This is a genomic window from Deltaproteobacteria bacterium, from assembly GCA_016183175.1.
Classification (GTDB): domain Bacteria; phylum UBA10199; class UBA10199; order UBA10199; family SBBF01; genus JACPFC01.
The window spans coordinates 1-26,507 of sequence record JACPFC010000110.1; the positions used below are offsets into that span (position 1 = coordinate 1).

Below are 26,507 nucleotides of genomic sequence, written 5' to 3' on the forward strand. Positions count from 1 at the left end.
CAGTTTGAAGACTCCGGGGGTAGTTTGGCGGGGGCGGCCTATTTGGTGCTGGGTCCTGTGTCTGGTGGAACGAGTAGCCTTTCTACTGCCGATGCCAAGCTTGTTGGCGAGGCGTCTGGTGATTGGGCGGGTTGTTCTGTCTCTGGCGCTGGCGACGTGAACAACGATGGATACGATGACCTCTTGGTTGGGGCTAGGTATGAGGGCTCTGGAGGGAGTGATGCCGGAGCGGCCTATTTGGTGCTGGGTCCTGTGACTAGTGGAACGACCAGCCTTTCTTCTGCCGATGCCAAGCTTGTTGGGGAGGCGTCCTATGATAATGCAGGAAGCGCTGTTGCAGGGGCAGGAGACGTGGACAATGACGGTTACGATGACCTCTTGGTTGGGGCCATCGGTGAGTCCGGCGGCGCATGGGCAGGAGCCGCCTATCTCATTTTAGGTGGGGAATGATAACCACACATCAAAGCGCCTTGCACCTTGACACTGCGGGGCAAATCGGATAATCGGGTTCAACTTTATGGCCACTCACGCCTCCGCCCTCAAACGTCAGCGCCAGAACGAAAAACGGCGCGCCCGCAACCGGACGGTCAAGTCGGCGCTGAAGAGTTTGATCAAGCAGGTAAAAAGCGCGAAAAGCAAGGCAAACGCCGCCCCCCATCTTCAGTCAGCGATCAGCCGTTTAAGCAAGGCGGCCCAAAAAGGAATCATCCACAAAAACAACGCCAGCCGTCACATCTCCCGCCTGACGCAGTTTGTAAACCATCTGTCTTAAACCGCTAGACTTACATTTTCCCCATGATATGAACGGTTCCGGAAAAAATGACGGACCATCTTGTCGAAATGAAGGAGGCCGGAAGGCGGTTCGGCCGAAGCTGGGTCCTCTCCCGCTGTAACCTGAAAATAGGCCGGGGGGAGTCGGTCGCCCTCTTCGGCAACAACGGCTCGGGCAAATCGACCCTCCTTAAAATGGTCGCCACCCTTTTGGCCCCCACAACGGGCACAATCACGGTGGCCGGGCACGACACGCAAAAAGAGAAAAGGGAAATCCGCCCCCGCATTCGCTATCTCGCGCACGAAAAACAGCTCTACGAACCGCTGACAGTGATGGAAAATCTGCGGTTGACCGCTTCTCTTCGCGGTGTGGATCGACCATTGGAAACTGTTTTGCAACGCGTTGGGATCGATCGATTCAAAAACTATAAGGTCGAAGAACTCTCTGAGGGAACGCGAAAACGGCTCATGCTGGCCAGATTACTGTTGGGTGAGGCCGATTTGATTCTTCTGGATGAGCCGCGGAAGGAAATCTTGAACGAAATAATCCGCGGATGGAAAAAAGAGGGAAAAACAGTCATCCTCGCCAGCCACGACCACGAACAGGCCCTCTCGCATGCCGACCGGCTGGTTATTTTGAAAGACGGAACGATCGATTATGACGGAAAACCGAAATAAAAATGATCACTTGAATTAGACGAGCGGGTGACGCCTGCGGGAAGGGTTCCCAAGCCGCGCCGCCAGTGGCGGATGAAGCGGCTTGGGAGCCCATGCAACTTTCCGCCCCCACCTCACTCGAACCAGTGGCGTTCGGTGGGGTCCCCCCCGAACGAGCCGCAGTCGTGCTCCTTCACGACGAGGACGAGAGAGGGAGAACCGCAGGCGGCAGGACCCGCGAGAGTTGAGATCAAATGATACAGTTCATCCGACAAATTGCCGCCATTCTCAAAAAAGACCTTCGGACCGAACTCCGCGAGGCCGATCATATCCTCTCGGTCGTCCTCTTTGGCTTTGTATTGTTTGTCCTCTTCAGTTTTGCCTTGAGCATCGAGCCGGAACTGATGCGCAAGATGGCCCCCGGCCTTTTCTGGCTTGCCGTCTTTTTTTCCTCCGTGCTCACACTGGAACGCTCCTTTCAACGCGAGGTGGAGGATGGACAGTGGGAGGGGCTTCTCCTTGCGGGAGGGGATGTCCGGGCCCTCTACCTCGGCAAAATGCTCTCGAACCTGGCGCTGGTGCTGGCGCTCCAAATCATTCTTCTCCCCCTCATGGGAATCCTCTTTGATTTGTCTCTCTCATGGTCGCTGTTGGGAGTTATCCTTTTGGGGAGCCTCGGCATTTCCACACTGGGAACCTGCTACGCGGGGCTTACGGTGAGCCTTAAGGGGGGACAGGCCTTGTTGCCGATTCTTTTGTTTCCCATGCTGATCCCGCTCCTTTTGGCCGCGACGGAAACAACCCGGTTTATTCTGGCCCATGACCTGTTCGACCAGCAGATGGTCTGGATCAAACTGCTCATATTGTTTGACACGATCTTTCTTTTGGGGGCATTGTTGAACGCCGAAAATTTTTTTGATCGATGAAAAAACTGATCGCCATTTTTCTGATTTTCTTCCTTGCCTTTGCCCAGTACCGCGGTCTTTTTGTGGCGCCGCCGGATAGCATGATGGGGGAGGTCTACCGCATTTTGTATGTTCATGTCCCGGCGGCCTGGAACGCCTTTATCTTTCTTTTCGTCTCGTTTGCCGGTTCGGTGCTTTATCTCATCCGCAAAAAGGAAAGATGGGACCGGCTGGCCGCCAGTTCTGCTGAAATCGGCCTTGTCTTGACGGGCCTCGCCCTTCTGCTCGGCTCCACTTGGGGACGGCCGACATGGGGGGTCTGGTGGACGTGGGATCCGCGGCTTACCACCACCGCGCTCCTGTTTGTGCTCTACGCCGGCTATCATATATTAAGGAAGCTGATCGCCGACCCTTTACGGCGGGCCAAAATGTCGGCCGGCGTGGGGGTCCTCATCTTCCTGAACGTCCCTCTGGTTTATTTTTCGGTAAAGTGGTGGCGGAGCCTTCATCAGGTGCAGTCGAGCCCGCAGACGATGGATCCCTCGATGGTTTTGCCGCTTCGCCTCAATGCGCTGGCCATTTTGGGGATCGGGCTTTTGTTTTTGTTTATCCGAATGAACTTGGCCAAACGCAAGGCCGCCATCGATGAAAAAGAGGCCTTGCCGCCGGGTGGAGGCACATCATGATTCAAGGAGGATGGGAATACGTAGTGGCCGCTTACACGATCACTTGGGTGGTGTTGGGGGGCTATGCCCTGTCGCTCTGGGTCAGACACCGCCGGCTTTTGAAAAAAGAATGAAAACAATTCTTACTCTTCTTGCCGTTGTCATCATCCTGGCGGGGCTGGGCTATCTCCTCCGCGGCGGCATTGAAAAAAATATTGTCTATTTTGTCACCCCGTCCGAGCTTGCGGCCAAAGGCCCGCGGGCCGTGGGCAATCCGGTACGCCTAGGGGGGATGGTGGAGAAGGGGAGCATCCAAACAAATGCGGGAATCACCACCTTCCGGCTTGCCGACGAGCATCATGTTATTCCGGTCGTGACGACAAAAACCCCTCCGCAGATGTTCCAGGAAGGAATCGGCGCCGTGGTGGAAGGGGCCCTCAAGGCCGACGGCCAATTTGAGGCGGACCGTTTGATGGTCAAGCACGGGAATGAATACCGTCCCCCCAAAGAAGGGGAAATGCCGCAGGAAATTTATCGTCAGCTGAAACAGGAAAATCCGTAATCGATGTCTCCCATGAGCTTTTATCCAAATTTCACAGCGACTCAAAAAAACCTCAAAAACTGCCCGACTTCAGGTAGCCCAAAGGCCCGGATGATGGACCAAACCTGTCTGCCGGCAGGCAGGTCCGGGAATCTTTGATTGAGTTTTATCCCGTGAAATTATACGGTTGCGGATCTCAAAATTTTAATGAGTGGAAGGAAATAGTGAATACCACTCATTGGAGATAAAGATGACATCCAAAGACGACCTTATTCGGAAATATAAAGAATACAAAGATGAGCACCAAGTGATTCCAAAGTATCACGACTTTTGCAAGTTTGCCGCTTCAACAGGAAGTCGGTTACGGTGATCACCGACAATGGCGGGCACTGGAATGTAGCGCCAACATTGATTGAGTTGGCGCAGTCAAAGGATTCGGAAGAAACAGGGGAACTGCCCCAGTTGAAGCTTTTGAAATAGAACAAGAACAGATGTCAAGAAGTCAAACCATGACTGAACACCAAACCATCGAATGGAAAGAATCCTGGCGGGAGTATCTCAATTAGGGGATTGTTATGAAACCAAAAAAACAACCCAAATCGCGAAGCATTGTGCCTGACAGAGAAACGGCCCTCTATAAACGCATACGCGATCTGATAATCACTGCCCGAAAAACAGTTGTCCGTGGCATTGATCTCGTACAGGTACACACCAACTTTGAAATAGGGCGGCATATTGTGGCGCATGAGCAGCAGGGAAAGTCACGTGCCGCATATGGCAAGGAGGTGCTAAAGAGACTGGCTCAAAAGCTGATGATCGAGTTTGGCCGCGGTTTTTCCAAGAGCAATCTGGAGTATATGCGTCGTTTCTTTCTTGCCTATCAGGAACGCGCGCAAATTACCCAGACCAAAACTGGGCAATCAGCGATTACTCTGTGCAGTGAATACAACATTGCCCAGTTTGAAACTGGGCAATTAGTCCCACCCTCGTCAAAACAAAGCCCCTTCTGTCTAAGCTGGACCCATTACGTTTTTTTGTTGGGCATTAAGAACCCGGATGAGCGCAGTTTTTACGAAATCGAGGCAGAAAATCAAGGCTGGAATCTCAAGGAATTAAAACGACAATTCAACAGCAGTCTGTATGAACGCCTTGCCTTAAGTCGTGACAAGGCGGGAATCCAAAAACTGGCGCAAAAAGGCCAGTTGGTAGAAAAACCGGAGGACTTTCTCAAAGAGCCCCTTGTTCTGGAGTTTCTTGGTTTGGACGAGCAGGTCCGCTATTCCGAATCCGACCTTGAATCGGCCATTATTAGCCAGATTGAACATTTTCTTCTGGAACTGGGAAAAGGATTTCTTTTCGAATCCAGGCAACGACGCTTCACTTTTGACGAAGAACACTTTTTTGTGGATCTCGTTTTTTACAATCGCCTCTTGCGTTGCTATGTGATTGTCGATCTCAAAATCGGCAAACTTACCCATCAGGATCTCGGCCAAATGCAGATGTATGTGAACTATTTCGACCGCTTCGTAAAGACGAAGGCGGAACACTCCACCATCGGTATTGTGCTCTGTAAAAAAAAGAAGGATGCCATCGTAAAAATAACATTACCTAAAGACGCCAATATCCACGCTAAAGAATACCAGCTCTACCTGCCATCGAAGGAGGAATTGAAGAAGAAATTGTTAGAATGGATTGATGAGGAAAAATGATGATGAATTCAGAAATTATCATGAGCCCCGTCATTTATATCGGCAATATCTCCATCGCGCTGGCCATCGGCCTCTCCCTCTTCGGCATCATTGTCTATTATACCGCTCGCCGGATTGACTCCTCCAATTCCGCCGCACTGGGACGGGCCGCCATCTACGGAAATTTTGTCCTGATGACGGTCGCCAACCTGGCGATGGTTTACGCCCTCCTCTCGGACGATTTTGGGGTGAGCTACGTCGCCCACGTCGGCGCCCGCGAAACCCCGCGATGGGTCTCCGCCATCTCCCTCTGGAGTTCGCTTGAAGGGTCGATCCTGTTTTGGGGTTTTTTGTTGTCGGCCTATTCGGCCGTTTGCGTCTACCTCTACCGCGAAAAAGAGGAAAAACTTTTGTGCTGGACAGGGCTGACGCTCCTTGCCGTTCAACTCTTTTTTTATCTCCTCCTTGCCTTTCCGGCCAATCCATTCGGGACTGTTTTTCCCGTTCCCGAAAACGGTCCCGGCCCGAATCCCCTTTTGCAAAACCACTGGCTCATGGCCATTCATCCTCCCTGCCTCTACATGGGCTATATCGGCTTTACCATTCCCTTTGCCTTCGCCATTGCCGCCCTTCTGGAAAAAGATTTATCGGGCGCCTGGCTTCCGCTGACCCGCAAATGGACCCTTTTTGCCTGGTCATTTCAGTCGCTGGCAATCATGCTGGGGGCCTGGTGATCCTATGCCGTTTTGGGATGGGGGGGCTACTGGGCGTGGGATCCGGTGGAGAACGCAAGCCTCCTTCCATGGTTGACCGGCACCGCCCTTGTTCATTCCGTAATGGTCCAGGAAAAACGGAAACTGCTCCCGGTCTGGAATCTGACTTTGGCCATTGTCACCTTTCTTCTCACCCTTCTGGGGACTTTTCTTACCCGAAGCGGGGTGCTGGATAGCGTTCATTCTTTCACCGAATCGGCCATCGGCCCCTGGTTTTTGATTTTTACCGGCGCCGTGCTGGCTATTTCCGTCGGTCTTCTTTTGTGGCGGGCCCCCTTTTTCAAACCTGCCGGCCGCCAGTCGGGCTCCAGCCGCTTTGAAAATCTCTTGAGCCTCGAGGTTCTCTTTCTTTTCAACAATCTTCTTTTTGTGAGCTTCTGTTTTGTTGTGTTTCTGGGAACCTGGTATCCCCTTGTGGTGGAGGCTCTGCAGGGAAAACGGATTTCCGTCGGCCAACCCTACTTCAACCAGATGTCGGTCCCCATCACCTGCATGATCCTTTTGGTACTCGGCATCGGTCTTCTTACCCCATGGCGAAAAGGGGACCCAAAAAAGATTCGCACCTCGGCCAAACTCCCCGCCCTCTTGTCGGCGGTTGTGACCCTTGTCGCCTGGATTCTGGGGGCCCGTTCCCCGTTGATTGCCGGAATGATCGGACTTTGCGGATTCGCCTTTTTCGTGATGTTGCTGGAGGTCATCCGCCTTTCCAAAACCCGTTCCCCTTTGGCGCTTCTTGTCGATAACCCCCGGCGCTACGGCGGCTTCGTTTCCCACCTGGGGGCCCTGATGGTGGTGATCGGCGTGGCCTTTTCCGCCATTTATGAAACAGACAGGGAGATCACCCTCAAAAAAGGGGAATCAGCCGCCGTCGGAAATTATGAACTCGTTTTTGAGGAGGTGGTCAGCCGGGATACGCCGCAGAGATACGAGGTGAGGGCAAGGGTGGATGTGACACACAACGGAAAAATAAAGAGGGTGATGACCCCGCAGATGAATTACTACCCCAACTCCCGTGAACCGGTCGCCACGCCGGCCATCCGTTCCAACCTCTTGCGGGATATCTATCTGACCCTGATTCAGGTGGAGGAAAACGGCTCGCGGGCCTCGCTCCGGGTCATCATCGCGCCGGGGGTTTCGTGGATCTGGATCGGCGGATTTGTGGTGATGCTGGGGGGATTGCTGGCGCTCTCTTTCGGGAGAAAAAAGGTGTAATGAAAAAACTTATCCTCTTTGTTGTCCTCGTAGCTCCAATCGTGGCGCTCCTTTATTTCAGCCTCACCCGCGACCCGCGCGAGCTCCCCTCCGCACTCATCGGCAAACCGGCGCCCGATTTTTTGTTGTCCGATCTCGACGGAAAAAGGGTAGCCCTCTCGTCGCTCAAGGGAAAACCCGTCATTCTGAACTTTTGGTCCACCTGGTGCGGCCCCTGTCTGGGGGAACATCGCCTGATCCGCCAGGCCGCCAGGGCCATGGAGCCCAAGGGGATGCTCTTCTACTCCATTCTCTACGAAGACACCCCGGAAAACGCCAAACAGTTTATCGCCCGGTACGGCAAGGCGGCCCCCGTCCTGCTCGATCCGGAATTAAGAACAGCCGTCGATTACGGCGTCGCCGGCGTTCCCGAAACCTTCTTCATCGACAAGGAAGGGGTTGTCCGCTACAAACAGGCGGGAATGCTGACACCCGAGATTTTGTGGGAGCAGGCGGAGGCGATTCAGGAGTTAAAATGAATGAGCCGGCCTCAATGATTTTCTTTCGGTTTCGTCGGAACTCGCGATCTTTTTATCGCCACTCGGTTTGTTTATTGGGCTCAAGTTTGGACCGATTGGCGATTGCATTTCGGTGTGCTCAAACATGCCGACGAAACCTCAAGAAAACCCTGAGGCCGGCTCATTTTTTAATTCTCGCCGGCCTCTTTTTTTTCCTTGCCTGCGCCCCGGCAAAGGAGACCACGGAAGACCGCATTCAGCGGCTGGGGGGGGAGCTTCGCTGTCCGGTCTGCAGGGGCGTCCCCATCTCGGAATCTCCCGCCGCCCTCGCCAAGGAAATGATGGATACCCTTAAAGAACAGGCAGAAAAAGGAAAAAGTGATGAAGAGATTTTGAAATTTTTTGAAGAGCGCTACGGCGAGTGGGTTCTCCTGAAGCCCAAACCGGAAGGGATGAATTTGATGGTATGGATTTTGCCGGCGCTGGCCCTTGTGGGGGGAGCGGTGTTTATCATCACTTGGGTCAAGAAAGGAAAAATATGAACATCGGAACTCTCATTGGTTTTGTCTGCGTCATCGCCCTTCTGGGCGCCTCCATTTTCCTGGCCCTGCTGGACCGGAAGGAAAAGAGAAAGCCACGGGGTGGCGAGGGAAATCCGGAAAAGACGCGCTTTCTTTCAAAAATGGCCCTGGGGCTTTTTCTGGCCTCTTTTATCGGGGGGGTTGTCGTGACGCTGACGGCGGGGATTCGGACCCGGGAAGAGGGGGGAATCATCAGCGGAAAAATGATGGGAGGCCGCGCCGGTTCGGAAATGCCCCCGATGGCCGGTGGTGGGCCAATGACTTCAATCGGCGAGATCAACGAGAATGAATTCAACGCCCTGGTCGAAAAGGTGGAAAACAATCCCCATGACGTCAAATCGCTGGAACGGCTGGGGCATCTGTATCTGCAAATGCAGGATTTCGAAAATGTCTTCCGGTTGAGCCACGAGGCGGTTCAGGCGGACCCAAAAAGCGTGGAATCCCGCGTCCACCTGGGAATGGCCTTGAACGCGATGGGGGATATGGAGTCGGCCATGCGCCAGTTCGATCAGGCGCTGGCCCTCGATTCCAAAAACACGGAGGCCCTTTTGTTCAAGGGGATTGTCCAGTTTCAGGGAGTGGGTGACCTCGAGGGGGCCAAAAAGACGTGGGATCAATTCATGAAAGAAGCAAAACCGGATGATCCCGGCAGGGCCCGTGTCACCGCCTTTCTTCAGATGATCGAGGCCCAGCTCGGAAAAAAGTAGGATCGACTTAAAACTGCCGCCAAAAATCCTCGTGCCTTATCCCCCCCGTAGATTGAATGCGTCGATAGGCCGCATCGATTATTTTTCTGAATTTGGGGGTCAGCGCCAGCACCAGCCGCTCCAAATCATCCTCATTTTCGGGAACGGCCGCCAAAAGGGCTCTTGGATGGCCGTTCTTTGTGACAATAACGGGGCCCTTTTGCGTCAGATTGATGTAATTGCTAAGCCTGGTTTTCACATCGGCCAGCGGAGCTATCTTCATAATGCGACCTCCTCTTTTCCAATGATCAATTTGTCCCTTTTCTTGACTCCGATCGCCAAAATATAAACCTCTTTTTTGACATTGTCCGTCCGGTAAAAAACCCTGAACTCATTCCGCGCGCCGCACCGCAACTCCCAACCCATGTCAAACAGCGATGAACCGACAAGAGGTTTCCTGTTTTTGGCCTCTTTTTCCGGCTCGAAGGAAAGCATCTCCTCGACCGATCTCCGAATCAGAGAGCGGCATTTCTTCGGAATACAGGACAAATGGACCGCCACTTCCGCATCGTAAATCAGGTCGAAGCCCCTCCGCGCCATTTGACTATAATTATAGTCTAAATATTTTTTTTGTCAAAAGATAAGTCGTGGCCAGGTAATACCACTGTTTTGCCCTTCTCCGTTTACCATTATGACGAGAATCATGTTTTCTTGGGCCGGATTTTGGTATATGGAAGACGGGTGCTGTGGTTGGATTATTTAGTCAACAAACCAAAAGGAGACTGAAAGCTATGAAGAAAATTGCTGTTGTTTCGCTTATGGCCGCTGTTGTTTCTTTGGCCTGGATTTCCGGCGTCATGGCCGATGGAAAGGCCGACTACGAAGCCAAGTGCGCCAGTTGCCACGGCGCCGACGGGAAAGGAAAGGCCGCCATGGCCACAGCCATGAAGGTCGATCCTTCAGCCATGGATCTGACAAAGCCGGGCATCGATTGCGTCAAGGTTGTGACTGAAGGAAAGGGAAAGATGCCCTCCTACAAGGACAAGGGCATCGACATCGCGGCTGTCTGCGCCGCCGTTCCGAAGTAAATCCACTCTATGAAAACGGTTCCGACGGCCTTCTTTTATTTAAGCCGCCGGGGGAAAATCCTCGTCGTCATCGCCATGTTATTGGTGATGGGGGCGGGGGTTTTTGCTTATCGGGGTTACCGTTATGTTCAGCACGATCCCCGTTTCTGCCGATCGTGCCACATCATGGAGGAACCGTTTCAAAAATGGTCCACCTCACCCCATCACCTTGTCGACTGTCATCAATGCCACCAGCAGGGAACCGGGGAAAAACTCCGGCAGGCCTGGTTTTACATCACCCGGAGGCCCGACAAGGTTGTTCATCATCCTGAACTAAACCACACCGTCTGCGCCCAGTGCCATTTAAGCGATGACCCTCAGTGGAAGCGGGTGGGAAAAACGGCGGGGCATCAGGTGCATTTCAAAAAGGCAAAAATTGAGTGTATCGACTGTCATCTGGGAGGGGTGCATAAATTCCTAAGACCGGTGGATTCCTGCATCAAGTGTCACACCGACAAAACAGAGGGCCCCGGCAAAAAAATGGCCTTCCTGCACTGCACCGACTGTCACAACTTTCTGGCCGAAAAGGAGGGGCTGACGCCCGACCGGGCAACCTGTCTGGGATGTCATCAAAAAATCAGGGTGGGGGAGGAGTCGTTTCCGGCTGATGCCCCCATGTCGTCATTCGACTGCGCCGTTTGTCACAAGCCGCATGAAAAATTAAGACCCGACCAGGAGGTGTGCCTGACCTGTCATGCGGATGTCGCCCCGCCGCATCACGAAATGGGCCCCAACGCCTCCTGCACCGAATGCCACAAATCCCACCGGTGGAAGGTGCGGCAGGAGAGCTGATGTTTATCATATACACAATTCCCGGGGAGGATTAAGGATTAGGGTATGGCGAAAGTGGGCGCCCGAATCATCCTTGTTTTTTCGGCGGTTTTTCTTTTCCCCCCGACGGGAACCGCCGCCAACAACTGCGTGGAGTGCCATCAGAAACTCCTCCCCTCGGTGAACCGGGCGCACGACTACGCGGAGTGGGTGGGTTCGCGTCATGCCGAAAAGGGGATCACCTGCGAGATGTGCCACGGGGGAAATCCGGCAAAGACCGACGTTCCTTCCGCCCATAAGGGGATTCTCAAATCAAGCAGTCCGCAAAGCCCGCTCTATTTCAACCGGATTCCCGAGACCTGCGGCCGGTGCCACTCCGCCGAACTGGCTGAATTCAAAAAAAGCTACCACTACCGCGAACTGCAAAGGACGGGGCAGGGGCCCAACTGCGTCACCTGCCATGGCGCCATGGCTGCCCGCATTCCGGAGCCAGCCCAGCTGAAGGAAACCTGCTCCGTCTGTCACAAGGAACGACCAGTCGCAGACGAGGCGTTGGTGACGCTCAACCTCGCGAATCAGGCCGTGGAAAATCTCGACAAAGCCGTTGATGTAGCCCGAAAGGCGGGAAAAGAAGCCGGCCCCGCCGGGAATGCGCAAAAGACGCTCCAAAACCGCCTGTCAAAATTGAAAACGGGATGGCATTCATTTATCCTGGCCCCTCTCGCGAAGGAGGCCCGGCAGATCGCCGACGCCGCCCGCGAGGAAGAGGAGCGTCTGCGCCTCACCACGGGAACCGAGGGAAAATAATGGATATCGACCGCCGAAATTTTTTGAAACAGGGCATCTTTATCATGGGAGGCCTCATCACCGCGGGTATTGGCATTCCGGCCACCACCTATTTTCTGGCCCCCCTCTGGCACAAAGAGGAGGAAGACTGGATCGAAGCGGGGACGGTCGCCGACTTTCCCATCGGTGAACCCTTCAAGATTGATTTTGTCCAGCGAAAACACGACGGCTGGATGACGGTGGAAGGACGATCCAGCGCCTGGGCCGTGACCTCCGACGGAAAACAGTTCACCGTTTTCGACCCGCGTTGCACGCATCTCGGATGCCCCTACCGGTGGGACACGGAGAAGAAAAAATTTCTCTGTCCCTGCCACAACGCCGTTTTCAGCATCACGGGCGAGGTTTTGGCGGGGCCGCCCCCCCGGCCTCTTGACCATCTTCCGGCAAAGGTGGCGGGGGGAAAGCTGTTGATCAAGCCGGCGGAAAAAAAGGAAGAAGGATGATCTCCCGACTGATAAACTGGCTCGATGAAAGAATCGAGATCTTAAACATCAAAAAAACCCTTTTCGACCGGCTGATCCCCAAAGGGGTGGGGTGGCCCTATGTGCTGGGAAGCGTCAGCCTCTTTCTCTTCACCCTTCAGGTGGTCACCGGAATTCTTCTCGCGATGAACTATTCCCCTTCGCCGGAGCATGCCCATGCCTCTGTCGCCTACATCATGCAGAAGATTCCGATGGGGAAGGTGGTGCGCGGCCTCCACCACTGGGGGGCCTCCTTCATGGTGGTGGCGGTAACCCTTCACCTCCTTCGCACCTTCTTTTACGGCGCCTACAAATATCCGCGGGAGCTGACCTGGATAACCGGCCTCTTCATCTGGCTTTTGGTTCTCGGTTTCGGGTTTACCGGTTACCTTCTCCCGTGGGACCAGAAGGCCTACTGGGCCACCATGGTGGGAACCAATATCGCCTCGCAGGCCCCCCTCCTTGGGCCGGCCATCGCCAAGGTACTGCGCGGGGGAGAGGCGCTGGGGGCGGTCACTCTGACCCGCTTTTACGCCTTTCATGTCCTCCTCCTGCCGGCGCTGATCGTTCTCTTGCTCGCCGTTCATCTTTGTCTGGTGGTCCGGCTGGGGATTTCCGCCCCTCCGGAAAAGGAAAAAAAGCCATGACCCCTCCCGACTGGAAGGAAAAAATCCGCCGGCGATATGAGGAACTCAAAAAAGCGGGGAAACCGTTTTTTCCGGACATCATTTTCAAGGACACCGTCGCCGTTCTTCTGGTGCTGGCCGCCCTCGTGATTGTTGTTTTGGTTGTTCCCGCCCCGCTCGAGGAAATTGCCGATCCCACCGACAACACCTATAACCCGCGTCCCGACTGGTATTTTCTCTTCCTGTTTCAGGCCTTGAAACTGTTTCCCGGCTCTCTCGAGGCGGTGGCCGCCATTATTCTTCCCACACTGGTTCTCCTATTTCTTCTGTTCCTCCCTTTTATCGACCGCAGCCCCAAACGTCATCCTTTCGACAGGCCGATTTTGACCTTCGCCGGACTGGCGGCCATTGCGGTGGTGGCAACGCTCACCTATGCCGGTCTCAAATCGCCGCTCCTTAACCCGGTGGTGCCGAAAGATGCCATGGTGCTGGCAGGTCAGCAGCTCTATCAGAACCTGCACTGTTCCTATTGTCACAGCATCAACGGCAGAGGGGGCCTCTTCGCCCCCGACCTCTCCACGGTGGGGGCGCGCCGCGATGCCAGGTGGCTGGCCGAACATTTTCGCGACCCCCAGGCGGTCTCTCCCCATTCGCTCATGCCCCGCTTGAATCTCCTGCCGGAGGAAACCGATCAGCTGGTGGCTTTTATGGGCACTTTGGGCGGAAGCGGGCCGTTCACCGAAGAAGCCCCAAAATTGTTCGCCGAACATTGCGGTGCCTGCCACAATTTGGACGGCCAAGGGGGAGATACCGGCCCCGAGCTGACCACCATCCGTACCTACCGCGACAAGGGAACCGTTTATACCTACATCCGGGATCCCTCCTCCATGAACCCCGGCTCGATCATGCCCGGTTTTCAAAACGCCTTAACCGATGCGCAAATCGAGGACCTTTCGCGCTACCTCATGTCGTCGCAACGGAAACCGGAGTGAGTCTCCCCCAAAAACTGACCCAAATCATAAACGCATCTCTTTCCTTGATCACAAACCTTTTTTTCATTAAAGTGATTCGTCAATCAAGGGGGTGCCATGCGCAAAAGACGACCGTTCATCCTGATTTTCTCTCTTTTCATTCTCATGGCCTGCGGAAATCGTGAATCCGGTTCGGCCGGCGGGGATCGCGGAAAAATGGTCTACGAGGCGCACTGCGCCTCCTGCCACGGTTCAAAAGGGGACGGCAACGGCCCAGTGGCCCCCTATCTCTGGCCGAAGCCGCGCGATTTTACCAAAGGAATCTTCAAATATCGTGCGTCGCCCGGCCCCTCCCCCTCGGATGTCGAATTGATGGAGACAATGAAAAAAGGGATCCCCGGCGCCTCCATGCCCGGCTGGGACATGCTGGCCTCCACCGACTGGCGGGTAATTCTGGCCACTGTGAAAAATTTTCTCCCCGCCTCCGCAAAGGGCCCCCCTGCCCCTTATGTGGAAATACCGGATGTCGTGAAGGCGACGCCGGAATCGATTGAAGAAGGGAAAAAATTGTATGTCTCGGCGGGTTGCGGTTCCTGTCACGGCGCCGAAGGGCATGGCGACGGCCCCGCCTCGCAAAGCTTGAGGGATGCCTGGGGACAGCCGATCACGCCGCGCGATCTGACCCGCGGGCCGCTCCGGTGGGGCAACACCGAAAGGGATATCTACCGAACCCTGCTGATGGGAATCCCCGGCACCCCCATGCCGGCCCATGAGGGAACTTTTACGCCCCCCCAAATCTGGTCGCTGGTTCACTACATCAAGTCGATTCAAAAAATGCCTGCTGACTACGATCCATCCGATCCAAAAAGATACCTGATCGATGTGGAGCGGATCGACGGCGAGATTTCTCACGACTATAAAGATGCGGCGTGGCAGAAGGCAAAAGGGATTCCCGTTTTTCTCAAACCGCTCTGGAGCGCGCCGAATCAGACGGAATGGTTGACAGTGAAGGCCCTTTCCAACGGAAGGGATACCGCCTTTTACATCAGTTGGGAGGATGACCGGTCCGACGTACAGGCAGGGAGAAGCGACGGCGTTGCGGTGCAGATCCCGGCCAAAGAAATTTCCGATCCTTCCGAACTCCCTTATCTGGGGATGGGACATGCCGGCAATCCGGTTGAAATCTGGAAGTGGGAACCGGAAGGGATAAAAATATTCAGCGCAAGCGGAATCAATACGATCAAACCGTCGGGGTCAACAGAAAAGGTGGACAAGGTGGTTGCAAAGGGGATCCATGAGAACGGCCGGTGGCATGTGATCGTCAAAAGCTCCTCGTTGAAAAAAAGCGGCTATCTCTCACTCGCCCTGTGGGACGCCGATATTGTGACTCATGCCGGGCCTGAAGCGTTTTCGGAGTGGATGGAGTATAACCTCAATGAACGATAACAGGCAGATTGTTGTCTCCGGCCCTCTTGTCCTGGATAAAAGCCGAGGGAGTTGTTATCCTTGTTCCCTCCAAAGATGGGAAACGTGACAAAAAGAATTTCCATTATTCTGCTGTCGATAACAGTCATCGCGGCCTGTCTCTATTTTCTGCAAACCGGAAAAACAGGAAAGATCACGGCGGGTTCTTCCCTTGAAGAGAACGATGAGGAGGAAATGGTCGGGATCCTCCGCGACTACGGCGGCATGGGAGACTATGAGGCATCCGGATACAGCGCCAAACAGGATTATGAGAGCATCCAGACGGAGCTTCAGGAAAAATTCGACGAGGATCCCCAAAAAGTGATCAAGCCGATCGAGGCGCTCCTCGATCGGGAGCCGGGAGAGTTGGAAACCGAAAAATTCCTGGCGATTCACGCGCTGGGCAAACTCCCCCTCGAACAGGGGGCGCCGATATTGAAAAAGGAAATTGAAAAAGAGTTGCCCGATACCGGCGAGGGGGAAGGGGAAGAAGGAACGGATGTCGTCATCCAGGCCCTGGCCCGCAAGATGGCGGCGGTGGAGGCGCTGGCGGATCACGATCCCGATTACCTGCTCGATCTCATCGAGGACCCCGACACCAACAGAGGGGTCAAAAGGGCGGCCGTGGAGGCCTACATCCTGACGGACGACGACCGGCAGGCGGCTGTTGAAGAGGTGCGGAGGCTCCTTTCAAGGGAAGAGAAATCTCTCCTGGTTCCGTTTGACCGGGGCGCCGGCGAAACCATGATCAAGGATTTTTTTCTCGGCGGGGAAGAAGAGGAAAAGCCGAAGAAGTCCCCCTCCGGCCGGAAAAAGAAAAAATGAAACGGCTGATTTTTACAACCGGCATCCTGTTGATCGGCTGGCTGGTCGGCGCGCCCAAGGCCTCTTCCCTTGTCATGTCGGACGACGAGATCCTTGATTGGGGGCGGGGCGAGCCCTTGTGCGTCGATGCCGAAAAAAGCCGCCGTTACCGCCTTGATTTCGGCATCAACACCGGGGAAGCCCTTGAGGAGTGCGATTGTTACCGGATTGAGGGAACCGAGTGCGAAGGGGAACTCTGGCAACTTTTATGGAGCCTTTCCTACATAGAGGATTTTCACCGGGCAATCGATAACCCTGGCCGGTGGATCACCAATCTCTACTCGTGGGTCAACCGGCGCATTGACATGATTCGTGAAGATCAACGGGGAGGACGCGGGGTTTACGGCTGGAATGCGACCTCCGGTCATCCCGATCATCAACAAATCATCTATCTGGGGCATTATCTTTTTTCCCGAAACAATCCGATTATGAGGGTCAATACTCTGGTCCACGAGGCCCGGCACAGCGAGGCCGCGGGGAATTACTATCTTCATGTCAATTGCCGGGAGGGCCCTCTCCAGGGCCGGGCCGGTTGCGATCAGCGATATTTGCGTTCGGGCGGAGGAGCCTACAGTTTCAGCGTTTATATTTATGCATGGTTGTACTATAACGGCAAAGACGATGAGGTGAGCCCCGCCATGAAGGATTGGGCCAAAAATACCGCCAACGCCATCATCGACAATCAGTTCATCGAACAACCGGACTATCGCCTGCGATAAAATAAAACCATGTACTATACTGCAAAAAAGTCTTGACTATTTTGCAATTTAATACATACTTGTTTTAAGGAATATCAAATTAAATGAAGAGGTTACAGGAAGAAACCCTTTTAAAAGATCTTGAAGAAAAAATGGTCTTTTTGTCGGGGCCACGGCAGGTGGGCAAGACCACTCTGGCCAAATCGCTGGGGGGGAGATTTCCTTCGCATGCCTGCTATAATTATGATGAAGAAGCCGATCGGCGGATCATGGTCAAAAAAACATGGGATCGGAAGGTTGATTTGATCGTGCTCGACGAAATCCACAAGCTCAAAAAATGGAAAACGCATTTAAAAGGCGCCTATGATACCGAGGGAATCCCGCCTCGAATTCTGGTCACCGGTTCGGCGCGGCTGGATGTTTTCAGGCGTGGCGGCGACTCTCTTGCGGGTCGTTATTTTGGCCACCGCCTTTACCCTTTCTCGGTGCGGGAGCTTCGGGGGGAGGCCTCTCCCCGGGAGATTGTTGAAAATCTCATCCGCTACGGCGGATTTCCCGAGCCCTTTTTAAGCCAATCGGAGATGAAAACAGCCCGTTGGAGAAAACAGCACATCGAACGGATTGTGCGGATCGATGTGCAGGATCTGGAACCGGTAAGGGACATACAGACGCTGATCCTGCTGATTGACATGCTCAAGGAAAGGGTCGGTTCGCCGATCTCTTATAATTCCCTTTCGAGGGACCTGCAAATATCCCCTCATACGGTTAAAAGATGGATTCAGATTCTCGAGAGCATGTACGTCGTTTTCTCCGTGACGCCCTATTCGAAAAACATAAGCCGTTCGCTGTTAAAAGAACCAAAAATTTATTTTTACGACACGAGTTCGGTGACAGGCGACGAAGGGATCAAATTTGAAAATCTGGTTGCCAACTGTCTTCGCAAGCACCTGCATTTTCTGGAAGATGCGGAGGGAAAGACCACGCAACTGCACTATCTGCGCGACAAGGAAAAAAGAGAGGCCGATTTTTTAACGGCCATCGACAAAAAAATCGAGCATCTTGTTGAGGTTAAATTTTCCAATGCAAATTTAAGCCGGCCTCTTTTGTATTTTCATCGCCGTCTTTCCGCGAAATCGGCGATTCAGCTTGTCATGAATACAAGACAAACCCAGACTGTCGAGGGAATTTCCATCCTTCCCGCCGGCGAATGGCTTGATACGCTGGCGGCCTGACGCTACTCCTTCACCACCGCGTCAAAGGTCACCGTCGTCTGGGCGTAAATGAAATGGGCGTTTTTGTCGACGCCGGTATCGGAAAAAAAAGGACCGGTTTCGGGCTTCGGCGGACAGGCAAGGGAAAGGGGATTTGACTTTCAATGCCCCCCGCAACAGGTGGCGTAACGCTCCGGGGGCAGGGCCTCCATCTTTTTAAAAATCTCCTCCAGCTCCGCCGGGCTCAAAAAACGGTCGATGGCGGGATAAAGGATAACCTCCTCCTTCCGGTTGTGCTCCGAAAGAAGGGAGATCAATTTTTCCTCCTCCCTGTCGCTCTCCGGATCCCTCTCTTTTACCTTCTGATGAACGGCCTCCAGCGCCGCCCCGATCTCCCGGTGTTCCAGACGCATGACCGCCGTCGGGCCCGCGTCCTTGATCCCCGTTTTTTCCTCAAAAACCGGAAAAAGGATTTCTTCTTCCCAGACGATGTGCCTCTGCAAGCCGGTTTTAAAATCGACAAAGGCCCCCTTGGCCTTGGCGAAATCGCTCCGCTTCAAGGTCTGAAACATTTTAAACAGGCGATCCAGCCGCTCATGGTCGGCCTCATAATAGCCGGTGACGGATGCTTTCCCTCTTACATTGTCCATAAGACCTCCTCTTCCTCGACAGGGGGCAAACTATTTTGCCCAATTTTCCTTCGCCTTGTCCCACCAGGTGCCGCCTTTGGTTCCCCAGTCGTACCGCTCGGCCCCTTTGCGGGTGTAATAGCGCCAGTTGATCCAGGTGGCGACGGAGTAAAAGACAAGGGCGCCCCAGAAAAATATTTTTGCATTTCCGCAAGCCGTTATCGCGGCGCCGATCAACGAAGAAAAAACGAAAGGACCATAAGCGGCCCACGCGCCCGTCCAGCCGAGAATCTGGGCCCCCTGCCGGGGCGAAAAAGCGAATACAATCGGATATTGGCGGAAGGTGGCCGCATTTCCTATGCCTGCCATCAGGAATATCCAGAGCATGACCCAGACAAACATCGGGAATTGTTCCAGCGAAGTCGGCGCAAGAAATCCCCCGAAGATCAGCGCAAGGCAACCCAATACCAAACCAATCCCCGAAACCATGAGCCAGACACTGCCGCCCATGCGGTCGGATGGCGCTCCCATGAGCGCGCGAATGAGAGAGCCGACAAGCGGGCCATAAAAAGCGTATTTCAACGGGTCGGGCGCCCCTTCAAATCCACCGTAAATCGTTTTTATCATCAGCGGAAAAGCGGCGGAAAATCCCGAAAAACTGCCGAAGGTCATGACATAAGTGACGACGCAGAACCATGCGTGCTTGTTATCGGTCATGTTTTTGATCATTCCGCCTATTGACGGTTTATCGACGCGAATACTGCGCAGATACACCCAGCACGGAATGGCGGCGCCGATCAAAACCGGTATGTACCAAAAGGCGGCGTTCTGAAGCCAGATGTCCTTCACCACGGGGCCTCTTGTGAAAACCTGGGGCGTCCCGACAATGGCGCCGAGTGCGGCAAATCCGATGATCCATGGAGTAACAAACTGGACGAGACTCACGCCGAAATTCCCGATGCCCGCCTGAATGCCCATGGCGTATCCCTGCAGACGTTTTGGAAAATGCAGACTGGTGGAGGGCATGTAGGATGAAAAATCGCCGCCGCCAAACCCGCATAAGGCGGCAATGATCAAAAAGTGCGGATAGGGGGTCTCGGGATTCTGGACGGCAAACCCAAGCCAGATCATCGGCAGGATTTTAATGAGCGTGGCCATAGTAACGACATGTCTTGTGCCGTAAATGGGAATCAGAAAAGTGTGAATCAGGCGAAAGGTTCCTCCGGCCAACCCGGGCATCGCGGCAAGCCAGAAGAGTTGCATGGTATCGAACTTGAATCCGATATTGGGCAGGCGCACCACAACCGCGCTCATCACAAACCAGGTGGCAAAGGAAAATATCAGGCTGAACGTGGTGACCCACAGGGTGCGGTTGGCCTGCTTGCCCCCTTCCGTTTTCCAGAAAAGTTCATTTTCCGGTTCCCATTTTTTCAGCCATGTTGACATAACGGTTTAACCGACTGCCTCAAACTTTTCTTTTGTGTGCGGCGCGGCCCTGTCCCTCATTTTTGTGATGGTGGCATGCATCCACCACAGGCAAATCGCGGAAACAAAGAAGAGAAATATCCACATGCTCGTCCAGAGGCCGGTCCATTCCAGCAGATAACCGAAAATGATGGGAGAGACAAATCCGCCCAGGCCCCCCAAGAGTCCCACCATTCCGCCCACGGCCCCCACATCGTTCGGGAAATAATCGGGGATGTGCCGGTACACGGCCGCTTTGCCGATTCCCCACAAAGTGCCGATGATAAAAACAAGCACAGCCGCGATCCAGATGTTCGCCTGAAAATAGATGTGGGTTGTTCCCTTGGCGATGAGTTGTTTCTTTTTCACCTCCTCGCCCTCCCTGACCACCGGCACCTGCCAGATTTTCTTTTTTGGAAAAGCGGAGAATGATGCGTCGTCCTCGGCGGCCCCGGCCGGTTTTTCAACCAGCGGGTAGCTCATGTCGTCTATTTTGATCAGACTGTCGGAGACATGCGTCGCCGTGCCCGCCCGTTTTGCCATGATCCCTTTGCCCGGAGAATCGATTTCCATTTTCGGAACGACGAGCAGAAGGCAGAAGGCAACGGATAAACCAAGCACCCAGTACATCACGGTTCTGGCCCCGAGTTTATCGGATAGCCACCCACCCAGCGCGCGCAAAACTCCCGCCGGCAAACTGAATATGGACGCGAATATTCCGGCAGTGACCAGCGAAACGGCATACATATTGAGAAAATAGGGGACAAGCCACTGGGAAAGCGCGACAAAACATCCGAAGACCAGATAATAATACAAGCCAAAGCGCCACACCCGCACTTCCTTAAGGGGGCTAAGCATCTGAACAAATGTTTTCCCGGCGGCCGCTTTTGATTTTTTATTGACCGTGAAAAGAAGAAAAAGAATCCCCATCACGACCAACGCCGCGGCGTAGATTTGGGGAAGAAGGCGCCATCCTTCCAGATCGGCTCCGTTGTCGGTCAGGCGTTTTAGCAAAGAGGGGGCCAACATCGTGGTGACGGCGGCGCCGGCATTGCCCACTCCGAAAATTCCCAGCGCCCTCCCCTGCCATTGTTTCGGGTACCAGACGGAAGTATAGGCAATGCCTATGGAGAATCCCTGCCCCGCAAGGCCAAAACCGAAACTGCACAAGGCGAACGCAAGAAAACTGTCGGCATAAGTAAGCAGGTACATCGGGAGGGCGCAGAGAAAAAGCAGAACGCCAAACGTCACCTTGCCGCCGTATTTATCGGTCCATATCCCCGTGTGAAGGCGAAAGATGGAACCGCTCAAGGGCGGAATTGCCATCAGCCATGCAATTTCCACCATTGACCATTTGTAGAGTTGATTTTCCACGAGGAAGGTGACCAAAACACCGTTGAACATCCACACCGCAAAACAGACGGTGAAGGCAAGGGTGTTGAAGAAAAGGATCCGGTGGGATTTTCCGGTTACGTTCTGTTCCATAAGGGTCAGCCCCCTTCGGGGACAAGAGCCTGTAAACTCCTTCGTCGTTAACAGGCTCTAGTTATTCCTCGGACGATGTTGTGTCCAAACCGTTCTCGGATCACGGACCCGTTTGCGGTCCCAGGTCCACAGTACCAGTTGAAAGGGCCGAAAGACGTAGTGGAAGGGGGCCACCAGAAAATGCATCAACCGGGTGAAGGGAATCATTCCAATAATGACGAAGGCCCCGACAACATGAGCCCTGATTACCGGCGGCATGGCGCTGACCGCTTCGATGTCCGGATTCAGTTTCACGATCGACCAAAGGTAGGGGGACAAATCCGATGCGAACCAGGAGGCCCCCCACCGGTATCCCAAGGCAATCCAACATCCCAGGACGACCTGCGCCAAAAGCAGAAGCTCAAGGACAATATCCATCCGGCTGGTCACGCTCTCGATGCGGGAATTCGATATCCGCCGGAGGAAAAGCCCGATCAACCCGACCAAGACGCTCAACCCGAACGTGAAGGCCAGCACCTCGAGAACAATCAGGCGCACCGGACTGCTGTTCCACGCCAAAGTCGCCGTCGGAAAGAGGAAGGTGACGAGATGCCCCGTGAAGACGGCCAAAATCCCCCAGTGAAACGCCATTGAGCCGAAGTAAAGTTTGCGCCCTTCCAAAAACTGGGAGGAAAGGGACGAAACTTTGAACCCGGTCGCCCTGTATCGCCGGATCGACCCGACGATAAAAGTTACAATCGCGATATAGGGTAATGCGATAAACAAGAAATTGTTAAATGTCATAATTGATCCCCATACTATTCAAACGTCAAAACCGCTATTGGCCGGGTTGGCATTTTCTTCAATGTTCATTTCCTTCTCAATTAACCCCAGAAAGTCCGTCGATTGCCGGCTCTCGGACCAACCGCCAAGTTTTTCCATAATCGCAGTCACCTGAAAATCCTCTTTCAACACACAAAGAAGCGCCTTCAATGCCCGACGATAGATCGTAAGCTCGCTTCCGGGAGCCGATTCGATGAGAGTTTTGTAATGCTTCCGATAATTCATATTCTTTTTTTCCAGTAGCGAAGAATCAAACTCCCGAATCATGAGGAGTAGCGCCGGAACCAGGATTTCACCGACCAGTTCGGCAACCAATTCCGAATCTGAAAGTTTCGGGATCAGACGCAACATGTTCGGCAAATGATCGGCCAGCTCGTTTCCGCATTCGTTCCCGGCCAGTTTGTGTTCGCGAGTCAAATTAGAAAGGAGTTCGGCACGCTTGTAATCGTCCCCAAACAAAACATAACCAATATCCAACGTTGTGATGGCCTGCACATCGAAGGTCCGGGTGTAGAGTTCCTGAATATCCAGCGGGATCGAAGGAAGACCATCGAGAAAATACTGCAACTCCGTTACAGCATCAGGATAATTTTTACGCAGACAGTCCAACAGCTCCCGTCCCCGCGCGGCGAACTCCGGCCCCGGGAAATCGAACAACATGGCTAATCGGCTGTAGTGTTCGTAATTCATCACAATCCCCTCTCCATGGTTCCTTCTTTGAAACCAAAACCGGCGCTCCCTTTTTTATCCCCCGTGAACTCGAGCATTTCAATGGCCTGCTCCCGGTGAGCCGCCGGGATCACGAACCGGTCATCAAACTTGGCCAGCGAAGTCAGATAATAGACTTGATCGGCCGCCTCCGGCGTGTAACCCACCGCCTTGAGCGCATCGTTCGCTTTCTGCTCGGAAATATCACCGACTGTTTTAAAGCGGCGATAAATCCGGACCGCCATCAGTTTCATCAACCTCTCTTTGACCTTTCCCTCGTCCCCGGCGCCGAACAGATTCGCAAGATATTTCAGCGGGAAGCGGGCCTGCTCGATCGCCCCCCAAAGCTCCTCGGTAGAGGTGTCGTAGAGCCAGTTGTCGTCCCAAACTTTGGCCGTGGAATTCAATTTCCTGTTTTGTTCGCGCTGATTCGCCTCTTTTACTGAGGCCATCACCGGCAGGAGCGGCGGCACGTAGAACAGCATGGGGAGCGTTCTGTACTCCGCATGGAGCGGCAGGGCCAACCCCCACTTTTTCACAAACTTGTAAGTAGGAGAATTTTGGGCCGCATGGATCGTGGAATCAGCGACTCCGTTCGCCTTCGCCGACTTGATGACCGCCGGATCGAACGGATCCATCAGGATGTCCATCTGGCGCTCGATCAACTCCTTCTCGGGTGCCCCCGCCATCTCGTGAATGCGGTCGGCATCGTAGAGGATCACCCCCAGGTAACGGATGCGCCCGACGCACGAGTGCATGCAGGCTGGGGCAAGACCCGCCTCGATGCGCGGATAACAAAGAATGCACTTTTCCGATTTTCCGGTGTGCCAGTTGTAATAGGTCTTTTTATAGGGGCAGGCGGTGACGCACATTCTCCAAGCCCTGCAGACGTTCTGGTTGATAAGAACGAGGCCGTCCTCGCCCCTCTTATAAATGGCCCCCGACGGGCAGGAGGCGACACAGGCCGGATTCAGGCAATGGTTGCAGATCCGGGGGAGATAGAAAAAAGCCATTCGCTCCAACTGAAACATGGCTTCCTGCTCGGCGGGCGACAAATTTTTAAGATTCGGATCGTTCCGGGCGTAATCCGGCGTTCCGCTTAGATCGTCGTCCCAGTTCGGCCCCATTTTGATGTCGATCGGCTTTCCCGTGATCAGCGAAACGGGGCGGGCCGTCGGTTGGTCGTCTCCCTCCTTTGCTTCGATCAGGTCGAGATACTTGTAGGTAAAAGGCTCATAGTAGTCGTCGATCACCGGCAGATTGGGGTTGTGAAAAATATTGAGAAGGCCCTTTTGTTTGCCGGCGCCTTTAAGTGAAATATCATCACCATCTTTTTCCCAACCCCCTTTGTAAATGCCCTGGTCTTCCCACTTTGTGGGATAACCGGTGCCGGGTTTCGTTTCCACATTGTTCCACCACATGTACTCGGCCCCTTTCCGGTCGGTCCAGATATTTTTGCAGGCGATCGAGCAGGTATGGCAACCGATGCATTTGTCCAGGTGAAACACCATCGAAATTTGTGAACGAATATCCATATTATTTGGGGCCCTTTCCCTTAAAATACAACCTTGTCCATTTTTTTGACCGTCACATGGGTATCCCTCTGCGGGGCAATGGGCCCCCAGTAGTTGAAGTGATACGAAAACTGCCCATATCCGCCGCACAGGAAGTTCGGCTTCAGATGAATCCGCGTGAAGCTGTTATGCCCGCCGGCCCTCTTGTTTCCCCGCACCTGCGACTTGGGGATGCCCACCGTCCGCTCCGGCACGTGATAAACGATGCACACCCCCCTGGGAATCCGGGAACTGACGCACGCCCGGGCGCAATAGACCCCATGGTCGTTGTAGACCTCAACCCAGTCGTTGTCCCTGATGCCCAGATCTTCCGCGTCTTTTTCGCTCAACCAACAGGGCTCACAACCGCGGGAGAGGGTCAACATCCGGAGATTTTCCATGTAGGTGGAGTGGATGTGCCACTTGCCGTGGGGGGTGAGGCAGTTCAACACCTTCGCCGTCCCGTTTTTTAGCGTCTCCTTCAGATCTCCGTAAACCTCGGGCTTCGGCGACGGCTTGTAGGTCGGCAGATTCTCGCCATAGGCGATGTACATCTCGTGGTCGAGATAGAAGTGCTGGCGTCCCGTCAGCGTCCGCCATGGAACAAGCCGGTCCACATTATAGGTATAGGCAGAGTAGGCCCTGCCGTTGTTCATCAGCCCGGACCAGAGCGGCGACGTGTTGTATCTGCGAGGCTGGGCCTGAAGATCCGCGTAGCGAATCCGGACATCCTTGCTCCCCTCCGCCAGATCGGCCAGTTTGAGACCGGTCTTTTTCTCCATGTTTTCGTAGGCGCGCACCGTGAGCACGCCGTTTGTCAGCGTGGAGAGATGCAGGATGGCGTTGGCCGCCGATTCGTCCTCTTTCAGAGACGGATAGATTTTTCCATCCACCTTCTCGACCGGGAAATGATTGGAGACAATCATTTCGTCATACTCATCCGCGCACAGGTAATGGTTTCCGTGCGCGCCCAATCCCCTGGTTTTCACGTTCTCGCCGAGCGTAATGAACTTTTCGTAAAGTTTTGTGTAATCGCGCCGGACCACGGAGAGCTTGTGCATGGTCTTCCCCAAAACCGGCTCGCATTCCCCTTTGGTCCAGTCTTTCACGCTTGGCTGGGTGATCTCGTCGGCCGTATCGTGCGACAAGGGTGATGCGACGATGTCGATCTGCGTTTCCGGCAGGTATTTTTTGGCGGCCTCGCCGGTTGCCTTTGCCAGTTCCTTGAAAATATTCCAGTCGGTTTTCGATTCCCAAACCGGCGCGATGGCGGCGGAGAGCGGGTGAATGAACGAATGCAGGTCGGTGCTGTTCAGGTCGGCCTTCTCGTACCAAGAGGCCGCGGGGAGGACAATGTCCGAATAGAGCGCCGACGAATCCATCCGGAAGTTCAGGTCCACCACGAGATCCATTTTCCCTTTCGGCGCGACCTCGTGCCACTTCAATTCTTTTGTCTGTTCGGGGGAATCCTTCGCGATGAGGTTGGAGTGCGTGCCAAGATAATGTTCGAAGGCGTATTCATGCCCCTTCATGCTCCCTGTGATGGCGTTTCCGCGCCAGATATACCAGACCCTTGGATGATTTTCTTCCGCCTCCGGATCCGCAACCGAGTACTCCAGTTGTTTTGATTTCAATTTTTCAAACACATACTGCGTGATTCCCTCGTCATCCCTGGCGCCGTTCGCCACGGCCTCCTTTCCAAGCTCCAGCGTATTCCGCCTGAACTGCGGATAGAACGGCATCCAGCCGTTACGCACAGCCGTTACAATGGTGTCGGCCGTATGTTTGGCCGTCATGTCGTTTTTGGGGACCGTGTTGTAGCGGGAGTACT

32 protein-coding genes are annotated in these 26,507 nt (G+C 54.1%); 23 read left to right on the plus strand and 9 right to left on the minus strand.

Going from position 1 to position 26,507, the window contains the following annotated elements; all coding sequences use genetic code 11:
- The first annotated feature begins 183 nt into the window (after positions 1 to 183).
- From HYU99_10590 to HYU99_10650, 13 genes are all read left to right on the plus strand, one after another.
- Positions 184 to 450 (plus strand): FG-GAP repeat protein, encoded by a 267-nt coding sequence (locus HYU99_10590; protein MBI2340789.1) that lies wholly within the window; start codon positions 184 to 186, stop codon positions 448 to 450.
- Positions 451 to 517: 67 nt separating this feature from the next.
- The gene (gene rpsT, locus HYU99_10595; protein ID MBI2340790.1) at positions 518 to 772 is read left to right on the plus strand and encodes a 30S ribosomal protein S20; all 255 of its coding nucleotides are present in this window, start codon (positions 518 to 520) and stop codon (positions 770 to 772) included.
- A gap of 47 nt (positions 773 to 819) precedes the next feature.
- Positions 820 to 1,449 (plus strand): ABC transporter ATP-binding protein, encoded by a 630-nt coding sequence (locus HYU99_10600; GenBank protein MBI2340791.1) that lies wholly within the window; start codon positions 820 to 822, stop codon positions 1,447 to 1,449.
- A gap of 233 nt (positions 1,450 to 1,682) precedes the next feature.
- Entirely contained in the window at positions 1,683 to 2,354 is a 672-nt protein-coding gene (locus HYU99_10605; protein ID MBI2340792.1) for a heme exporter protein CcmB, read from the plus strand.
- Complete coding sequence (gene ccsA, locus HYU99_10610) at positions 2,351 to 3,019, plus strand: cytochrome c biogenesis protein CcsA (GenBank protein ID MBI2340793.1); 669 nt, start codon at positions 2,351 to 2,353, stop codon at positions 3,017 to 3,019. Before HYU99_10605 ends, ccsA (HYU99_10610) begins: the two co-directional genes overlap by 4 nt.
- Complete coding sequence (locus HYU99_10615; protein ID MBI2340794.1) at positions 3,016 to 3,132, plus strand: CcmD family protein; 117 nt, start codon at positions 3,016 to 3,018, stop codon at positions 3,130 to 3,132. Before ccsA (HYU99_10610) ends, HYU99_10615 begins: the two co-directional genes overlap by 4 nt.
- The gene (locus tag HYU99_10620) at positions 3,129 to 3,560 is read left to right on the plus strand and encodes a cytochrome c maturation protein CcmE (GenBank protein MBI2340795.1); all 432 of its coding nucleotides are present in this window, start codon (positions 3,129 to 3,131) and stop codon (positions 3,558 to 3,560) included. Before HYU99_10615 ends, HYU99_10620 begins: the two co-directional genes overlap by 4 nt.
- Positions 3,561 to 4,114: 554 nt before the next feature.
- Positions 4,115 to 5,248 carry a DUF1016 domain-containing protein gene (locus HYU99_10625; GenBank protein MBI2340796.1) on the plus strand — a complete coding sequence of 378 codons (1,134 nt, stop codon included), beginning with the start codon at positions 4,115 to 4,117 and terminating at the stop codon, positions 5,246 to 5,248.
- Positions 5,245 to 5,961, plus strand: coding sequence for a cytochrome c biogenesis protein CcsA (gene ccsA / locus HYU99_10630; GenBank protein MBI2340797.1), 717 nt, complete (start codon positions 5,245 to 5,247; stop codon positions 5,959 to 5,961). Before HYU99_10625 ends, ccsA (HYU99_10630) begins: the two co-directional genes overlap by 4 nt.
- 12 nt (positions 5,962 to 5,973) lie before the next feature.
- The gene (ccsA, locus tag HYU99_10635; GenBank protein ID MBI2340798.1) at positions 5,974 to 7,212 is read left to right on the plus strand and encodes a cytochrome c biogenesis protein CcsA; all 1,239 of its coding nucleotides are present in this window, start codon (positions 5,974 to 5,976) and stop codon (positions 7,210 to 7,212) included.
- Complete coding sequence (locus tag HYU99_10640; GenBank protein ID MBI2340799.1) at positions 7,212 to 7,730, plus strand: redoxin domain-containing protein; 519 nt, start codon at positions 7,212 to 7,214, stop codon at positions 7,728 to 7,730. Before ccsA (HYU99_10635) ends, HYU99_10640 begins: the two co-directional genes overlap by 1 nt.
- A 95-nt stretch (positions 7,731 to 7,825) precedes the next feature.
- The gene (locus HYU99_10645; protein ID MBI2340800.1) at positions 7,826 to 8,251 is read left to right on the plus strand and encodes a cytochrome c-type biogenesis protein CcmH; all 426 of its coding nucleotides are present in this window, start codon (positions 7,826 to 7,828) and stop codon (positions 8,249 to 8,251) included.
- A complete protein-coding gene (locus tag HYU99_10650; GenBank protein MBI2340801.1) occupies positions 8,248 to 8,997 on the plus strand; it encodes a hypothetical protein in 750 nt (249 codons plus the stop codon). The genes HYU99_10645 and HYU99_10650 overlap by 4 nt, the downstream gene beginning before the upstream one ends.
- Before the next feature lie 7 nt (positions 8,998 to 9,004).
- Here the strand turns inward: HYU99_10650 and HYU99_10655 are convergent, their stop codons facing one another.
- A complete protein-coding gene (locus tag HYU99_10655) occupies positions 9,005 to 9,259 on the minus strand; it encodes a type II toxin-antitoxin system Phd/YefM family antitoxin (protein ID MBI2340802.1) in 255 nt (84 codons plus the stop codon).
- Positions 9,256 to 9,576, minus strand: a complete 321-nt coding sequence (locus HYU99_10660) for a type II toxin-antitoxin system RelE/ParE family toxin (protein MBI2340803.1) — start codon at positions 9,574 to 9,576, stop codon at positions 9,256 to 9,258. Before HYU99_10660 ends, HYU99_10655 begins: the two co-directional genes overlap by 4 nt.
- Positions 9,577 to 9,767: 191 nt before the next feature.
- On the opposite strand from HYU99_10660, the gene HYU99_10665 reads away from it, so the two are divergent.
- From HYU99_10665 to HYU99_10710, 10 genes are all read left to right on the plus strand, one after another.
- On the plus strand, positions 9,768 to 10,064 hold the full coding sequence (locus tag HYU99_10665; protein MBI2340804.1) for a c-type cytochrome: 297 nt from the start codon (positions 9,768 to 9,770) through the stop codon (positions 10,062 to 10,064).
- Positions 10,065 to 10,073: 9 nt separating this feature from the next.
- Positions 10,074 to 10,895 (plus strand): NapC/NirT family cytochrome c, encoded by an 822-nt coding sequence (locus HYU99_10670; GenBank protein MBI2340805.1) that lies wholly within the window; start codon positions 10,074 to 10,076, stop codon positions 10,893 to 10,895.
- A 45-nt stretch (positions 10,896 to 10,940) separates the two neighbouring features.
- The gene (locus HYU99_10675; GenBank protein ID MBI2340806.1) at positions 10,941 to 11,681 is read left to right on the plus strand and encodes a hypothetical protein; all 741 of its coding nucleotides are present in this window, start codon (positions 10,941 to 10,943) and stop codon (positions 11,679 to 11,681) included.
- Positions 11,681 to 12,163 (plus strand): Rieske (2Fe-2S) protein, encoded by a 483-nt coding sequence (locus tag HYU99_10680; protein ID MBI2340807.1) that lies wholly within the window; start codon positions 11,681 to 11,683, stop codon positions 12,161 to 12,163. The genes HYU99_10675 and HYU99_10680 overlap by 1 nt, the downstream gene beginning before the upstream one ends.
- Positions 12,160 to 12,828, plus strand: a complete 669-nt coding sequence (locus HYU99_10685; protein MBI2340808.1) for a cytochrome b N-terminal domain-containing protein — start codon at positions 12,160 to 12,162, stop codon at positions 12,826 to 12,828. Before HYU99_10680 ends, HYU99_10685 begins: the two co-directional genes overlap by 4 nt.
- Complete coding sequence (locus tag HYU99_10690) at positions 12,825 to 13,799, plus strand: c-type cytochrome (protein ID MBI2340809.1); 975 nt, start codon at positions 12,825 to 12,827, stop codon at positions 13,797 to 13,799. The genes HYU99_10685 and HYU99_10690 overlap by 4 nt, the downstream gene beginning before the upstream one ends.
- A gap of 96 nt (positions 13,800 to 13,895) precedes the next feature.
- Entirely contained in the window at positions 13,896 to 15,224 is a 1,329-nt protein-coding gene (locus HYU99_10695; protein ID MBI2340810.1) for a c-type cytochrome, read from the plus strand.
- Between the two features lie 84 nt (positions 15,225 to 15,308).
- Positions 15,309 to 16,067, plus strand: coding sequence for a hypothetical protein (locus HYU99_10700; protein ID MBI2340811.1), 759 nt, complete (start codon positions 15,309 to 15,311; stop codon positions 16,065 to 16,067).
- A complete protein-coding gene (locus tag HYU99_10705) occupies positions 16,064 to 16,825 on the plus strand; it encodes a hypothetical protein (GenBank protein MBI2340812.1) in 762 nt (253 codons plus the stop codon). Before HYU99_10700 ends, HYU99_10705 begins: the two co-directional genes overlap by 4 nt.
- An 83-nt stretch (positions 16,826 to 16,908) precedes the next feature.
- A complete protein-coding gene (locus HYU99_10710) occupies positions 16,909 to 18,036 on the plus strand; it encodes an ATP-binding protein (protein MBI2340813.1) in 1,128 nt (375 codons plus the stop codon).
- Between the two features lie 140 nt (positions 18,037 to 18,176).
- Here HYU99_10710 and HYU99_10715 read toward each other — a convergent pair whose 3' ends face one another.
- The 7 genes from HYU99_10715 to HYU99_10745 all read right to left on the minus strand — a co-directional run.
- The gene (locus tag HYU99_10715; protein MBI2340814.1) at positions 18,177 to 18,665 is read right to left on the minus strand and encodes a hemerythrin domain-containing protein; all 489 of its coding nucleotides are present in this window, start codon (positions 18,663 to 18,665) and stop codon (positions 18,177 to 18,179) included.
- Between the two features lie 30 nt (positions 18,666 to 18,695).
- Positions 18,696 to 20,090, minus strand: a complete 1,395-nt coding sequence (locus HYU99_10720; GenBank protein MBI2340815.1) for a NarK/NasA family nitrate transporter — start codon at positions 20,088 to 20,090, stop codon at positions 18,696 to 18,698.
- Positions 20,091 to 20,096: 6 nt separating this feature from the next.
- Positions 20,097 to 21,593 carry a NarK/NasA family nitrate transporter gene (locus tag HYU99_10725; protein MBI2340816.1) on the minus strand — a complete coding sequence of 499 codons (1,497 nt, stop codon included), beginning with the start codon at positions 21,591 to 21,593 and terminating at the stop codon, positions 20,097 to 20,099.
- Positions 21,594 to 21,650: 57 nt separating this feature from the next.
- Positions 21,651 to 22,376 carry a respiratory nitrate reductase subunit gamma gene (gene narI / locus HYU99_10730; GenBank protein ID MBI2340817.1) on the minus strand — a complete coding sequence of 242 codons (726 nt, stop codon included), beginning with the start codon at positions 22,374 to 22,376 and terminating at the stop codon, positions 21,651 to 21,653.
- A gap of 18 nt (positions 22,377 to 22,394) precedes the next feature.
- Complete coding sequence (locus HYU99_10735) at positions 22,395 to 23,105, minus strand: hypothetical protein (GenBank protein ID MBI2340818.1); 711 nt, start codon at positions 23,103 to 23,105, stop codon at positions 22,395 to 22,397.
- Positions 23,105 to 24,658, minus strand: a complete 1,554-nt coding sequence (gene narH / locus HYU99_10740) for a nitrate reductase subunit beta (protein MBI2340819.1) — start codon at positions 24,656 to 24,658, stop codon at positions 23,105 to 23,107. Before narH ends, HYU99_10735 begins: the two co-directional genes overlap by 1 nt.
- A 20-nt stretch (positions 24,659 to 24,678) precedes the next feature.
- Positions 24,679 to 26,507: nitrate reductase subunit alpha (locus tag HYU99_10745; protein ID MBI2340820.1), on the minus strand; the 1,829-nt coding region annotated here is incomplete at its 5' end.